Annotated in this window: 13 protein-coding genes; 4 read left to right on the plus strand and 9 right to left on the minus strand. The window is 62.2% G+C overall.

The genetic code is table 11. The features are described 5' to 3' along the window. The first annotated feature begins 128 nt into the window (after nt 1–128). Nucleotides 129–1,166, plus strand: coding sequence for an Ldh family oxidoreductase (locus AB4O05_RS16940; protein WP_460136494.1), 1,038 nt, complete (start codon nt 129–131; stop codon nt 1,164–1,166). 33 nt (nt 1,167–1,199) lie between these two features. Here the strand turns inward: AB4O05_RS16940 and AB4O05_RS16945 are convergent, their stop codons facing one another. Further along, on the minus strand, nt 1,200–1,520 hold the full coding sequence (locus AB4O05_RS16945) for an ElaB/YgaM/YqjD family protein (RefSeq protein WP_460136493.1): 321 nt from the start codon (nt 1,518–1,520) through the stop codon (nt 1,200–1,202). A 163-nt stretch (nt 1,521–1,683) separates the two neighbouring features. Between AB4O05_RS16945 and AB4O05_RS16950 the strand changes: the two genes are divergently transcribed. Next, nucleotides 1,684–1,938 carry a hypothetical protein gene (locus tag AB4O05_RS16950; protein ID WP_460136492.1) on the plus strand — a complete coding sequence of 85 codons (255 nt, stop codon included), beginning with the start codon at nt 1,684–1,686 and terminating at the stop codon, nt 1,936–1,938. Here AB4O05_RS16950 and AB4O05_RS16955 read toward each other — a convergent pair. Continuing rightward, complete coding sequence (locus AB4O05_RS16955; protein ID WP_460136491.1) at nt 1,910–2,830, minus strand: LysR family transcriptional regulator; 921 nt, start codon at nt 2,828–2,830, stop codon at nt 1,910–1,912. The two genes, AB4O05_RS16950 and AB4O05_RS16955, sit on opposite strands and share 29 nt — an antisense overlap. Before the next feature lie 90 nt (nt 2,831–2,920). On the opposite strand from AB4O05_RS16955, the gene AB4O05_RS16960 reads away from it, so the two are divergent. After that, on the plus strand, nt 2,921–3,847 hold the full coding sequence (locus AB4O05_RS16960) for a carbon-nitrogen hydrolase family protein (protein ID WP_460136490.1): 927 nt from the start codon (nt 2,921–2,923) through the stop codon (nt 3,845–3,847). A 23-nt stretch (nt 3,848–3,870) separates the two neighbouring features. On the opposite strand, the gene AB4O05_RS16965 is transcribed toward AB4O05_RS16960, so the two are convergent. Both AB4O05_RS16965 and AB4O05_RS16970 read right to left on the minus strand, forming a co-directional pair. Continuing rightward, nucleotides 3,871–4,422 (minus strand): GNAT family N-acetyltransferase, encoded by a 552-nt coding sequence (locus AB4O05_RS16965; protein WP_460136489.1) that lies wholly within the window; start codon nt 4,420–4,422, stop codon nt 3,871–3,873. A 5-nt stretch (nt 4,423–4,427) separates the two neighbouring features. Continuing rightward, entirely contained in the window at nt 4,428–4,889 is a 462-nt protein-coding gene (locus tag AB4O05_RS16970) for an LEA/WHy family protein (RefSeq protein ID WP_460136488.1), read from the minus strand. 323 nt (nt 4,890–5,212) lie between these two features. Between AB4O05_RS16970 and AB4O05_RS16975 the strand changes: the two genes are divergently transcribed. Further along, nucleotides 5,213–6,838, plus strand: coding sequence for a methyl-accepting chemotaxis protein (locus tag AB4O05_RS16975; RefSeq protein WP_460164756.1), 1,626 nt, complete (start codon nt 5,213–5,215; stop codon nt 6,836–6,838). Here the strand turns inward: AB4O05_RS16975 and AB4O05_RS16980 are convergent. The 5 genes from AB4O05_RS16980 to AB4O05_RS17000 form a co-directional block, all read right to left on the minus strand. Continuing rightward, nucleotides 6,831–7,823 carry an NAD(P)-dependent oxidoreductase gene (locus tag AB4O05_RS16980; RefSeq protein WP_460136486.1) on the minus strand — a complete coding sequence of 331 codons (993 nt, stop codon included), beginning with the start codon at nt 7,821–7,823 and terminating at the stop codon, nt 6,831–6,833. The two genes, AB4O05_RS16975 and AB4O05_RS16980, sit on opposite strands and share 8 nt — an antisense overlap. After that, on the minus strand, nt 7,820–9,118 hold the full coding sequence (locus AB4O05_RS16985; RefSeq protein ID WP_460136485.1) for an MFS transporter: 1,299 nt from the start codon (nt 9,116–9,118) through the stop codon (nt 7,820–7,822). Before AB4O05_RS16985 ends, AB4O05_RS16980 begins: the two co-directional genes overlap by 4 nt. Nucleotides 9,119–9,163: 45 nt before the next feature. After that, nucleotides 9,164–10,105 (minus strand): sugar kinase, encoded by a 942-nt coding sequence (locus AB4O05_RS16990; RefSeq protein ID WP_460136484.1) that lies wholly within the window; start codon nt 10,103–10,105, stop codon nt 9,164–9,166. Continuing rightward, nucleotides 10,098–10,880 (minus strand): sugar phosphate isomerase/epimerase family protein, encoded by a 783-nt coding sequence (locus AB4O05_RS16995; RefSeq protein WP_460136483.1) that lies wholly within the window; start codon nt 10,878–10,880, stop codon nt 10,098–10,100. The genes AB4O05_RS16990 and AB4O05_RS16995 overlap by 8 nt, the downstream gene beginning before the upstream one ends. 89 nt (nt 10,881–10,969) lie before the next feature. Beyond that, the gene (locus AB4O05_RS17000; RefSeq protein ID WP_460136482.1) at nt 10,970–12,025 is read right to left on the minus strand and encodes a LacI family DNA-binding transcriptional regulator; all 1,056 of its coding nucleotides are present in this window, start codon (nt 12,023–12,025) and stop codon (nt 10,970–10,972) included. Nucleotides 12,026–12,234: the final 209 nt, after the last annotated feature.

A 12,234-nucleotide genomic window follows, 5' to 3' on the forward strand; every position in this document is an offset into this window, starting at 1 on the left:
GCTGGAGGCGCGGTGGTAGATAACTGAGGCCGACTCGAAGTGGCCGTTGACAGCAGGCACCGGGCGCGTTGTTTAATCGACGGCCTGGATTGTTGTTGTCTCTTCCAATTATAAAATCGGAGCTATAGATGTCTGCCCAGTCCCCGATACTTGACGGCGCTTCAACCTTCATCGGCTTTGACGATCTGGTGACGCTGCTGCACGCGGTGTTCGTGAAACATGGGACCTCGCCTGCGGTGGCGGCGATCCTTGCGCACAATTGTGCCAGTGCCGAGCGCGATGGTGCCCACAGCCACGGCATCTTCCGCATCCCCGGTTACCTCAGCACGCTGGCCAGCGGCTGGGTCGACGGCCAGGCTGTACCGGTGGTGAGCGATGTGGCCTCGGGTTTCGTGCGGGTAGACGCCGCCAACGGGTTCGCGCAGCCGGCCCTGGCGGCCGCTCGCTCGTTGCTGATCGACAAGGCCCGCAGTGCGGGCATTGCGCTGCTGGCGATCCATAACTCCCATCACTTTGCCGCCCTGTGGCCCGACGTTGAACCCTTCGCCGAAGAGGGCCTGGTGGCCCTGAGCGTGGTCAACAGCATGACCTGCGTGGTGCCCCATGGCGCCGACCGCCCGTTATTCGGCACCAACCCCATTGCCTTTGCCGCACCGCGTGCCGATGGTGCCCCCATCGTGTTCGACCTGGCCACCAGCGCCATTGCCCACGGCGATGTGCAGATTGCCGCGCGCAAAGGCGAGCGTTTGCCGCCGGGCATGGGCGTCGACAGCCTCGGCCAACCGACCCAGGACCCCAAGGCCGTGCTGGAGGGCGGTGCGCTGTTGCCGTTTGGCGGGCACAAAGGCTCGGCGTTGTCGATGATGGTCGAGTTGCTGGCCGCGGCATTGACGGGCGGTCACTTTTCCTTCGAGTTCAACTGGGCCGATCATCCCGGCGCACGCACGCCTTGGACCGGGCAACTGCTGATCCTGATCGACCCGAGCAAAACCACCGGGCAACACTTCGCCGAACGCAGCCAGGAACTGGTGCGGCAGATGCATGCGGTGGGGTTGCGGCGTTTGCCGGGGGATCGACGGCATCGTACGCGGGCGAAGTCGTTGGAAGCAGGGATTGAACTGGCGTCACAGGACCTGGCGCAATTGCAGGCATTGCTGGTCGATTGAAAAGGGGCTGCGCCGAGGGCGCAGCCCGGCGAATCAGTTGCGGCGACCCAGCAACAAACCCACCACCAGGCCGAAGCCGGCGGAAATGGCCACGGTCTGCCAAGGGTGGCCACCGATATAGGTTTCGGTCGCGTCGACCACCGGCTTGCTGCGCTCGCGCACATTGGTCACGGCGTCCATGGCCTGCTTGAGCTTGAGGGCAACCTGTTCGCGCAGGGTTTCGCCTTCTTCACCCACCAGGCTGGCGCTGCTTTTGAGCAGTTTGTCCGATTCTTCGATCAGGGCGGCGAGTTCGCTGAAGGCTTGGTCCTTGATTTGGTCTGCGGCGGTTTGAGCAGCGGTTTTGCGGGCCATTGTGTGACTCCTTGCGGGTAAATGTGACAGTGAACAATGGAGTGTTACGTGATGGCAAAAGTTGCAGTTTTTTTGCCGGTCACGTCTTCGGGGCAAAATCTGAATCAGGAAAATTAGACCTACAGTGTAAGATGTCACCTATTTGTGCAGCAGGTAATTCAACATGAGCTTCAATCTCGCCAACAAGACCCTCGCCGAACGCGCTGAGCTGGAAGATGAAAAGTCCCGCCTCTACGACCTGTGGCAAACCAACCTGGGCAAGGCCAAGGGCGAAGCCGCGCGGTTGTTCGGTGAACGTGCCAAGCGCAAGGGCAAGTGGGCCGAATGGGTACGCGCAGAACTCGATGGTCTGTCACCGCCAGAGTTTTCCAACATGGTGCGCAGTGAAGTCAACAAGCTGATGGCGGCGGCGAAGTAAAGCTCGCCACAATCGCCTCGCGCACTTTCAGCAACATCGGGTCCAGCTGAACCTGGGTGCGCCAGCCCAGCTCCACCGGGTAGCGCGGCAGCGCCAACGGGCAGCGCAGCACGCGCAGGCCGGTCATATCGGCAATGGCCTGCGCCGCATGCCCCGGAATGGTCGCCACCGCGTGGCTGCCCTTGAGCAAAAACGGCAGCGCGGCAAAGTGGCTGGTCGACGCACATACCTGGCGGCTCAAGCCTTGGGCTGCCAACCCCTCATCGGTAATGCCGATAAACCCGCCCGACGACACCAGCACATGCTCGCGCGTGACAAATTCCTCCAGGCTGATGCCTGTCTGCTCCGCTGGCAGGCTGTCGGGGTCCACCAGGCAACGGTAATCACCCTCGGTCAACACCTGTCGACTCAACCGGTTCTGGGCAAAACCGCCTGCGGTGATCGCCAGGTCCAGCGTACGCTCGAGCAAGGCGTCGGCAACGATCTGGCTGTGGGTCTGGCGAAAGATCACGCGCAGTTTCGGCAAACGCCGGGCGATCTCCTGCATCAGGCGGCGGCCGTAGGCAATTTCAAAATCGTCGGACAGCCCCAGCACCACGGAGCGCCCCTGATAATGCGGGTTGTCCGGGCTGACCAGCGCCAGGCTCTGGCGGCAACGGTCCAGCGCCTCACTGATCACCGGCTTCAACTGATTGGCCCGCAGTGTTGGTGCCAGGCCGCGCCCGGTGCGCACGAACAGCGGGTCGCCGTACACCTCGCGCAGTCGCCGCAAGCCTGCGCTGATCGCCGATTGGGTAACGCCCAGGCGTAATGCTGCGCGACTGGCGCTGGACTCATCGTGCAGGGCTTCGAAGGTTTTCAGCAGGTTCAGATCGACCTGGGCGATATTCATTTGGCTCATATCATTCAGTGCTGAGGTGGGCTTTATTCATGATCCAGGCTGGCGGGAGAATGGGCAACCCCCTTATTCGGAGTGATCGCGATGCCTTTTTCTACCGTGGCGGCTTTGCAAATTGGATCTTTGCCCGGCGGCAAGGCTGAAACCCTTGAGCAAATCCTGAGCTATGAAGACCCGATCAAGCGCAGTGGCGCGCAACTGGTGGTCATGCCCGAAGCGTTGCTCGGCGGCTATCCCAAAGGGGAAGGGTTCGGCACGCAACTGGGCTACCGCTTGCCAGAGGGGCGCGAAGCCTTTGCCCGTTACTTTGCCAACGCCATTGATGTGCCGGGTGCCGAGACCGAGGCACTGGCCGGGCTGTCGGCGCGTAACGGGGCCAGCCTGGTGCTCGGCGTGATCGAACGCAGTGGCAGCACGCTGTACTGCACCGTGTTGTATTTCGAACCCGGCGCTGGTCTGGTGGCCAAGCACCGCAAGTTGATGCCCACCGGCACCGAACGCCTGATCTGGGGCAAGGGCGACGGCTCGACCTTGCCGGTGGTCGACACCGCCGTAGGGCGCATCGGCGGCGCGGTGTGCTGGGAAAACATGATGCCGCTGCTGCGCACGGCGATGTACGCAAAAGGCGTGCAAGTGTGGTGTGCGCCCACCGTGGACGAACGTGAAATGTGGCAGGTGAGCATGCGCCATGTGGCGCATGAGGGGCGCTGCTTTGTGGTCAGCGCCTGCCAGGTGCAGGCGTCACCCGCGGCATTGGGGGTGGAGGTCGCCCATTGGCCGGCGGACCGCCCATTGATTGCCGGCGGCAGCGTGATTATCGGTCCCATGGGCGACATCCTCGCCGGGCCGCTGGTGGGGGAGGCGGGCCTGCTGACCGCGCAGATCAACACCGATGACCTGGTGCGCGCGCGATATGACTATGACGTGGTGGGGCATTATGCCCGGCCGGATGTGTTTGAGTTGAGGGTCGATGAGCGCGAAAAACCGGGCGTGCGTTTCATCACTGACTGAACGCGGTGAAAAATGCAGGCACTTCAGCGCTTGCACGATTGGGCCTTCAGCCATTCTTCGCGGGTCATCTCCCAAAGATCCCGTGGGAATGTGCCTTCGACAAATTCAGCGTCCTGCGTTCTGATCAAGCGCATCCCGGTGCGCTCGGAAATCCGCCGCGATGCCAGGTTGGGCGCGGCCTTGGGCACACGCATCAACGAGCGCTCAAGCACGCCGAACCAATAGTCGGTCACTGCCGCGCTGGCTTCGCTCATCAGGCCCCGGCCTTGCCACGCGGGCGTGAGCCAAAAACCGCGGTTGTTATCGGCCTCATCCATCAGGCTGATGTTGCCGATCAGTTGTTCCGGCGCGCTTTTCAGGCGAATCGACCAGTGCCATTCCTCTCCACGGGCCATGGCCGGCAGGGCAAGCTGCTCAAGATACGTACGGGCCCCATCGGCCGGGTAGGGCCAGGGCACCAGGACGTTGAGGTAACGCACTACGTCCCAATGGGGGAATTGCCGCTGGATAGCCTCGGCATCGTCCAGGGTCAGCGGGCGCAGGATCAGGCGTTCGGTGAACAGTATCGGTTGCATGGTGGTTACCAGGTCGCGGTGTTCGGCAAGTCCAGTGTGCCACGGTCCACAAACCGCATCGTGCCGAACAACCCACCGGCCAGTTTGCCGCGCAGCACGTAGGGCAGGTTGTTCAAACTCTGGGTCTGGCTCAGGCCCAGGGTTTGGCGTAACACCGAAAACGCCGAAACGCTTACCGGCACCATCAGCACCGTCTCGGAAAAGCGTGGAATGCTGCCGGTCTGGTCACTCACCCCCGATGCCAGCGGCCGGCCATTCACTTCCAGGTCCAGGGCCACGCCGTTGTAGTCGATCGCGGTTTCATTGGGGTTCTGTACCCGCAGTTTCACCGCGAAGCGCACCTCCAGTTCCTGGCTTTGCAGCGGTTCGATACCCACCACGTTGATCGTGACCGGGTCGCGATGGGGGAACAGCGCGCAGGCGCTCAAGGTCAGCAGCAACAGCGATAGAACCATGAACTTGCGCATATGAAAAAGTGCTCCTATATCGTGACGTCCGGGTGCTGTATCACTTTGAGGGTAGAAGAATCCGGACCAGATTCATCTTCCTCCAGCTTTATGAACGCGTCGGGCAGGCAAGTGCGGGCGCAGCATGCCAGAAACCTCCGATCGTCAGAAGTGTAAAAAAATATTTATAAACGCCCTGCGTAAAATGCCAAACCCCGCCGATACTCCTAACAGGCTCACCTATCAATAACAACAAGGGTGACCAAGGTCTGGGCAGCGCGTTGACGCTGGCGGATCGTTTCGCGGCAGGGATGCTCGCAAACACACTTTCAGAGAGCAGCCCTATGTCCCTTCGCCATCTTAATATTGCCCCTCGTGCGTTTCTCGGTTTTGCATTCATTGCGGTGTTAGTGGTGGTGTTAGGTGTGTTTGCGTTCGAGCGTATGACGCTGATGCGTCAATCTTCATTGGACATGAGCGCCAACCAGCTGCCCAGCGTGACGTACCTGGGCAACCTCACCGAAAACGTGCTGCGCATGCGCATCCTGTCGTTTCGCGTACTGGTCAACCGCGAGCCCGCTGCCCTGCAGGAGGCGGAAACCCGCATTGGCGTGCTGGTCGACAAGGTGAAAACCGCCCAGGCCGGTTATGCCACGCTGCCTCAAGGCCCGGAGGAGGCGGCCTTGTACAAGACTTTCAGCGTGACCTTGGACAATTACTTCAAGGCCCAGGCCGACATGCTGGTCTTGTCCAAGCAGGGCAAGGTCGATGAAATGCGCGCGCTGATCAACAGCCGCATCAAGGAGGGCACTGACCAGATGGGCGAGCAGCTCAACAAGCTGATCGCGATCAACCTTGCCGACGCCAGGACCGCAGACACGGAAGCCGGGCAGAGCTATGAGAGCGCTATCACGGGCGTCGTGGCGGTGTCGGTCGCCGCCGCGCTCCTCACCGTGTTGCTGGCCTGGCTGCTCACCCGCAGCATCGTCACACCGTTGCGCAAGGCTGTGGCCGTGGCCCAAACCATCGCCGGTGGCAACCTCAGCACAACCATCGAGGACGATGGCAAGGATGAGCCCGCGCGCCTGCTCAGTGCCCTGTCGACCATGCAAACCAACCTGCGCCAGACCATCCAGCATATTGCCGGCTCAGCCACGCAATTGGCCTCCGCCGCCGAGGAGTTGAGCTCGGTCACCGAGGAAGCCTCCAAAGGTTTGCAGCAACAGAACAATGAAATCGACCAGGCCGCCACGGCGGTCAATCAGATGACCGCTGCGGTGGAAGAGGTGGCGCGCAATGCAGTGTCCACCTCCGAGGCCTCCGGGCAGTCCAACCAGGCCGCGCGCGAAGGCCGTGACCGCGTGATGGAAACCGTCAGCGCGATCCAGACCATGACCCAGGACGTGCAGAACACCGCCGTGATGATCGAAGGCCTGGCCACGCAAGGTCGGGACATTGGCAAAGTACTCGACGTGATCCGCGCCATTGCCGAGCAGACCAACCTGCTGGCGCTTAACGCCGCCATTGAGGCGGCCCGTGCCGGTGAAGCCGGGCGCGGGTTTGCGGTAGTGGCTGACGAAGTCCGCGCCCTGGCCCATCGCACGGCGCAGTCGACCCAGGAGATCGAGAAAATGGTCGCCGGTATCCAGAACGGTACCGGTGACGCGGTGCAGTCCATGCAGCAGAGCAACCAACGCACCCAGGGCACCCTGGAAATGGCCCGCGCCGCCGGTGTGGCGCTGGAGCAGATCACCCAGTCCATCAGCCTGATCAACGAGCGCAACCTGGTGATCGCCAGCGCCTCGGAAGAACAGGCCCAGGTGTCCCGCGAGGTGGACCGCAACCTGGTCAACATCCGCGACCTGGCGGCTCAGTCAACCGCGGGTGCCAACCAGACCAGCGCGGCCAGCCATGAACTGTCGCGCCTGGCGGTGGACTTGAACGCGATGGTGGCCAGGTTCGTTATCTGACCCTTTGGAAGAGCTTCCAGGCCCCTGGGTTCACCAGGTTTTGAGGTTTTTCCCCGGACAACACCTGCAACAGATTATCCACCGCACACTTGGCCATTGCCTCCCGCGTCTCATGGGTTGCCGAGCCGATATGCGGCGTTGCCACCACGTTGTTCAAGCGCAGCAATGGCGAGCTGTGATCTAGCGGTTCCTTTTCGAACACATCCAGCCCCGCCGCGCGGAGGGTGCGTTGCTGCAAGGCTTCGACCAGCGCGGCCTCGTCCACCACTTTGCCCCGCGAGATATTGATAAAGATCGTCTCCGGGCCCATCAGTGCAAATTGCTCGGCACCGATCAGCTTTTCGGTTTCGGCGGTCAGCGGCAGTGTCAGGCAGACAAAGTCGGCCTGTTGCAGCAAGTCGTTGAGGCTGCGGTACTGCGCGCCAAAGCGCTGTTCCACCAACGGCTTGGGCGAGTGGCTGTGGTAGATCACCGGCATGCCAAAGCCGAAGTGCCCGCGCTGGGCCAGGGCTTCGCCGATGCGGCCCATGCCGATGATGCCCAGGGTCTTGCCGTGGACATCGCTGCCGAAATGCGCCGGGCCGATGTTTTTGTTCCACTGGCCGGCGCGTACCATGTCGGCCAGCTCGACCACGCGCCTTGCGGTGGCGAGGATCAATGCAAAGCCGGTGTCGGCTGTGGTTTCGGTGAGTACGTCGGGGGTGTTGCTGAGCAGGATGCCGCGTTGGGTCAGGTAGTCGATGTCGTAGTTGTCGACCCCCACCGAGACGCTGGCCACCGCTTCCAGCCGCGGCGCCAGGTCGAGCAACCTGGCGTCCAGGCGCAGGCTGGCGCCCAACAGGCCATGGGCGCCGGGCAGGGCGTCGCGCAGCTTGGCCAGGCCGGTGTCATCCAGCGCTTCGATCAGCGTGACCTCGGCCTGTGCATGCAGGCGGGCCATCAGCGGCGCGGAGAGTTTTTTGTATAAAACGATAGACTTCTTCATCGGGCTTTTACCTTCATTGCAAGGGGCGCCAGAGGCGCGCGTTCACGATCGCTGGCACCGGGCTTGAGGAAAATCGTCAGCACCACCGACATCATCAACGCGCCGCTCATCAGCAGGTATGAAGCGCCGGGCGAGCCGGTACTGCTATTGAGGTAACCCACCAGGTACGAACCGCCGAACGAGCCGAGGGCGCCCATGCTGTTGATCAGCGCCATGGCGCCCCCCGCTACGTTGGCCGGGAGGATTTCCGGCACGATGGCAAAGAACGGCCCGTACGGCGCATACATGCATGCGCCGGCAATCACCAGCAAGGTGTAGGACCACCAGAAGTGTTCGGCACCCAGCACGTAGGACGCGTAGAACGCAATCGAGGCGATCAACAGCGGCGGCCACACAAAGCGCTTACGCTTTTGCAGCTTGTCCGAGCCCCAACTCACCACCAGCATGCCGATCACCGCCGCCAGGTAGGGCAGCGCCGACAGCCAGCCGGCTTCGACCATGTCCATCTGTAAACCGGCCTTGAGGATCGACGGCAGCCACAGCACAAAGCCGTACACACCGATGCTCCAGCAGAAGAATTGCAGCGCGAGGATGATCACCTTGGGCGAGCGAAAGGCTTCGCTGTAGTTCTTCACGGCCTTGATGCCCACCTGTTCGGCGGCCAGGGCGGTTTCCAGGCTGTGCTTCTCACTGTCGCTCAGCCACTTGGCGTCCTTGGGCCGCTCATCGGCCAGGCGCCACCAGATAAATGCCCACAGCACCGCTGGCAAGCCTTCAACGATAAACATCCAGCGCCAGCTGAAATGCTGCACCAGGTAACCCGACACCACCGACATCCACAGCATGGTCACCGGGTTGCCGAGGATCAGGAAGGTATTGGCCCGCGAGCGTTCGGCACGGGTGAACCAGTGGCACAGGTACACCAGCATCGCCGGCATGACCGCCGCCTCGACCACGCCGAGCATGAAGCGAATCACGATCAACATGTAGGCGTTGGACACCACCCCGGTCAGGGTGGCCAGGCTGCCCCAGAGGATCAGGCTGACGAAAATCAGCTTTTTAACGCTGCGCTTCTGCGCGTAGATCGCCCCCGGCACTTGAAAGAAAAAGTAGCCGAGGAAAAACAGCGCTCCCAGCAACGACGACATGCCGGGGGTGATCATCAGGTCTTCGGCCATCCCGGAGGCGGCGGCGAAGCCGTAGTTGGCGCGGTCCAGGTACGCCAGGCTGTAGGTGATAAAAACGATGGGCATGATGTACCACCAACGGCGGGTGGCGAGTTTCACGGTTTCCATGGGGTTGCTCCTGAGCTTGTTGTAGTTGTGGCAACAGGGTGTGGGTCATGCAACGGATCGGGTGGGTAATTCAGAACGGGTGGGCAGGCCTTCCATGTCGCCACGGCTTTGCACGGCGCGGCTGCCGACCCAGTTGCCGCGCCGGACCGCCTCGGGGAAGCTTGAATTTTCCAGCAGGGCGCTGATCATGCCCACGGCAAAACCATCGCCGGCGCCGACGGTGTCGACCACCTTGTCCACCTGCACGGCGGCGACAAAGCCCTGGTCCATGTGGGTGCGGTAGTAGGCGCCATCAGCACCGAGCTTGATCGCCACGGCTTCGGCGCCCTGGTCGAGATAGAACGCGGCAATATCGGCCGGGTCGTTAAAACCGGTGAGCAAACGGCCTTCGCCCAGGCCCGGCAGTACCCAGTCGGCCAGGCGGGCGAGGGCGTTGATTTCGCGGATCATTTGCTGCTCGCTGGCCCACAGCGACGGGCGCAGGTTAGGGTCGAACGACACACTGCGCCCGGCCTTGCGCATCTGTGTCATCAGCTCGCGGGACAGTTCGCCGGTGGCCTCGGACAATGCCGGCGGAATCCCCGTGGCATGCAGATGCCGCGCCTGCAGCAGGGCGGGGCTGATGGCTGCGATGGACAAATGGCTGGCGGCGGAGCCTTTGCGGAAGTACTCCACCTGCGGGTCGGCGCCGTCTTCTTCGCGGGACTTGAACTGAAACCCGGTGGGTTGCAACGGATCCACCGTCACATGCCGGCAATCCAGGCCTTCCTGCTCAAGCGTGTCGACCACGAAGCGGCCGAGGGAATCGTTGCCCACCCGGCTCAGCCAGGCCACCTTGAAGCCCAGGCGCGACAGGCCGATGGCGACATTGCTGTCGGCCCCGGCAATGCGTTTATGAAACTGCGTGACCCGGGCCAGATCGCCGGTCTGTTCGGCGACAAACATCGCCATGGTTTCGCCAAACGAGAGGATATCGATCTCAGACATGGGCATTCTCCGCACGCGGTTGGCCTAGCAGGGCGAGGGTGGCGACCTGTTGGGCGGTGACTTCAACCAGATCATCGCCTTGCAATGGAAACTCCACGGCCCGGGTAATCCCTTGAGTCATGTGCTTGAGCAGTTGTTCCCACAGATGCAGGTCGGTGGCGCGGGGCGGTAGTGCCACCAGTTTGCCGTCCGCGCGGCGCGCTACGGCTTTGCAATGCAGGTAGTCCACATGCCGGCCCAGCAGGCGCGCGGCGGTCAGCGCCGATTGGTCCTGCCACTGCCAGTTGCCGATATCGAAGGTCATCTTCACCGGCAGGCCCAGGCGCTCGATTTCGCAGAAGAAGCGCTGCAGCGGCTCGATGCGGCCGCCGTGCAGCGTCTGGTCATTTTCCACCAGCAGTTTGACGGGGTGCCGATTGAGCAGGGCGTGCAGGCTTTGCAGGTCATTGGTGTCGGTGAAATAGCCGAGGGAGACTTTGAGCCAGCGCGCGCCAAAGGCGTGGGCGCGGTCCAGTGTGGCGTTCAGTTCGGCATTCGGCTGGGCGCGACCGGCGACCCACAACTCCAGGGGCGATGAGAACACGGCCTCCAGACCCTGTTCGATAGCGGCCTGAGCCAACTGCGCGGGGTGTTCACTGGTCAGCAGTTCTTCACGCCACTCGATGCGCCGAGCCCCGGCGGCGGCCAGCAGGTCGACAAAACTCAACTGGCCCTGCTCGCGCACCAGGTCGGCGCCGTAGCTGGAAAGGCTGATGGAGACGGGGTATTTGTGCATTGTTGTTTACCTCTGAAACCGGTTTCATTTTTGAGCGCAAAACAAACTGTAAGAGCTGGCTTGCCTGCGATAGCGTCGTATCAGGCCAATCAAGGGACCCGACACGCCGCTATCGCAGGCAAGCCATCTCCCACAGGGGATCGAGTTGAGCCTCGGATGATCAGTTGTGGCAGGAAATCCAGGGTGCGCGTCGGCGCTGTATCGCCGCGCAAACGCTTGAGCAGGCAGTCGAAGGCACTCGCGCCAATCGCCTGGGTCGGTTGGGCGAGGGCGGTGATGCCATTGCCCACTAACGGGTACCAGTCCAGATCATCGAGAGCGATCAGGCCAACATCGTCGAACAGGTTGCAGCCCAATGCCTTGAGGGCGTGGGTGCAGGCCAGCGCGGCGATGCCGTTGGCACAGAACACGGCCTTGGGGCCGGGTTTGGCGAGAAAAAGCTGGAGAGGGTGTTGCAGGTCGTCGTCCATTTCCAGCACCGCGCCGGTCAACATAGGGCGGCGGGCGATTTCGGCCTTGAAGCTTTCCAGGCGCTCCAAACGTGAACTGGTGCCATCGATGGCTTCGCTCACCAGCAACACCTCGCGATAGCCCTGTTGCTCCAAGTGTTCCACCGCCATGCGCACGGCTGCCGGATTGTCCAACCCCACCAGGTCGCTGTGCAGCGGCTCGACCTTGCGGTCCACCAGCACCAAGGGCATTTCCCGTTGCAGTTCCAGCAATGGCTCGAGGTGATGGCCGAGGGTGTTCACGATCAGCCCTTCGATGTTGTATGCGCGTAGCGCGGCCAGGTGCTGGCGTTCCTGCTCGTCATCGCGGTCGGTGTTGCACACCACCAGGCTGTAGCCGTGCTGGCGGCAGGCGGTTTCGACGCCGTGCATCACGGCGATGGAATAGGGGTTGCGGATATCGGCCACCAGCATGCCGATCAGGCGCGTGCGGCCGCGCTTGAGGCCACGGGCCATCTGGTTGGGGCGGTAGCCGAGTTCATCGATGGCTTGCTCGATGCGCAGGGCGATGGCATCGGAGAGCAGGGCGCGGTCGTCGCCGATAAAGCGTGACACGCTGGCTTTGGACACACCGGCGCGGTGGGCGACGTCGAGCATGGTCACGCGGCTGCGCTGGGCGGCGGAGAATGAAGTCACGGCGGTGCCTTTTTTATTGGAGTCGAGGTTTCATGAGCGTCAATGAAACCGGTTTCAGAGAACACCATGTGAGATAGATCGTCAAGCAATAATCGGCAGGCATCCTCGGTCCAGGACCATTGAAAACCGACGAGTGGCATACGCGACCTGTTAGTTCTGACAGTTTCGAAGGACTGAAATAGGGCGTTTAATTTTCTCGACAGGCTGCC

This window comes from Pseudomonas sp. S1_G07, assembly GCF_054668565.1.

Bases quoted from the DNA above. Each gene is read 5' to 3' on its own strand.
- AB4O05_RS16940 (WP_460136494.1), top strand. From the start codon at position 129: ATGTCTGCCCAGTCCCCGATACTTGACGGCGCTTCAACCTTCATCGGC.
- AB4O05_RS16945 (WP_460136493.1), bottom strand. From the start codon at position 1,520: ATGGCCCGCAAAACCGCTGCTCAAACCGCCGCAGACCAAATCAAGGAC.
- AB4O05_RS16950 (WP_460136492.1), top strand. From the start codon at position 1,684: ATGAGCTTCAATCTCGCCAACAAGACCCTCGCCGAACGCGCTGAGCTG.
- AB4O05_RS16955 (WP_460136491.1), bottom strand. From the start codon at position 2,830: ATGAATATCGCCCAGGTCGATCTGAACCTGCTGAAAACCTTCGAAGCC.
- AB4O05_RS16960 (WP_460136490.1), top strand. From the start codon at position 2,921: ATGCCTTTTTCTACCGTGGCGGCTTTGCAAATTGGATCTTTGCCCGGC.
- AB4O05_RS16965 (WP_460136489.1), bottom strand. From the start codon at position 4,422: ATGCAACCGATACTGTTCACCGAACGCCTGATCCTGCGCCCGCTGACC.
- AB4O05_RS16970 (WP_460136488.1), bottom strand. From the start codon at position 4,889: ATGCGCAAGTTCATGGTTCTATCGCTGTTGCTGCTGACCTTGAGCGCC.
- AB4O05_RS16975 (WP_460164756.1), top strand. From the start codon at position 5,213: ATGTCCCTTCGCCATCTTAATATTGCCCCTCGTGCGTTTCTCGGTTTT.
- AB4O05_RS16980 (WP_460136486.1), bottom strand. From the start codon at position 7,823: ATGAAGAAGTCTATCGTTTTATACAAAAAACTCTCCGCGCCGCTGATG.
- AB4O05_RS16985 (WP_460136485.1), bottom strand. From the start codon at position 9,118: ATGGAAACCGTGAAACTCGCCACCCGCCGTTGGTGGTACATCATGCCC.
- AB4O05_RS16990 (WP_460136484.1), bottom strand. From the start codon at position 10,105: ATGTCTGAGATCGATATCCTCTCGTTTGGCGAAACCATGGCGATGTTT.
- AB4O05_RS16995 (WP_460136483.1), bottom strand. From the start codon at position 10,880: ATGCACAAATACCCCGTCTCCATCAGCCTTTCCAGCTACGGCGCCGAC.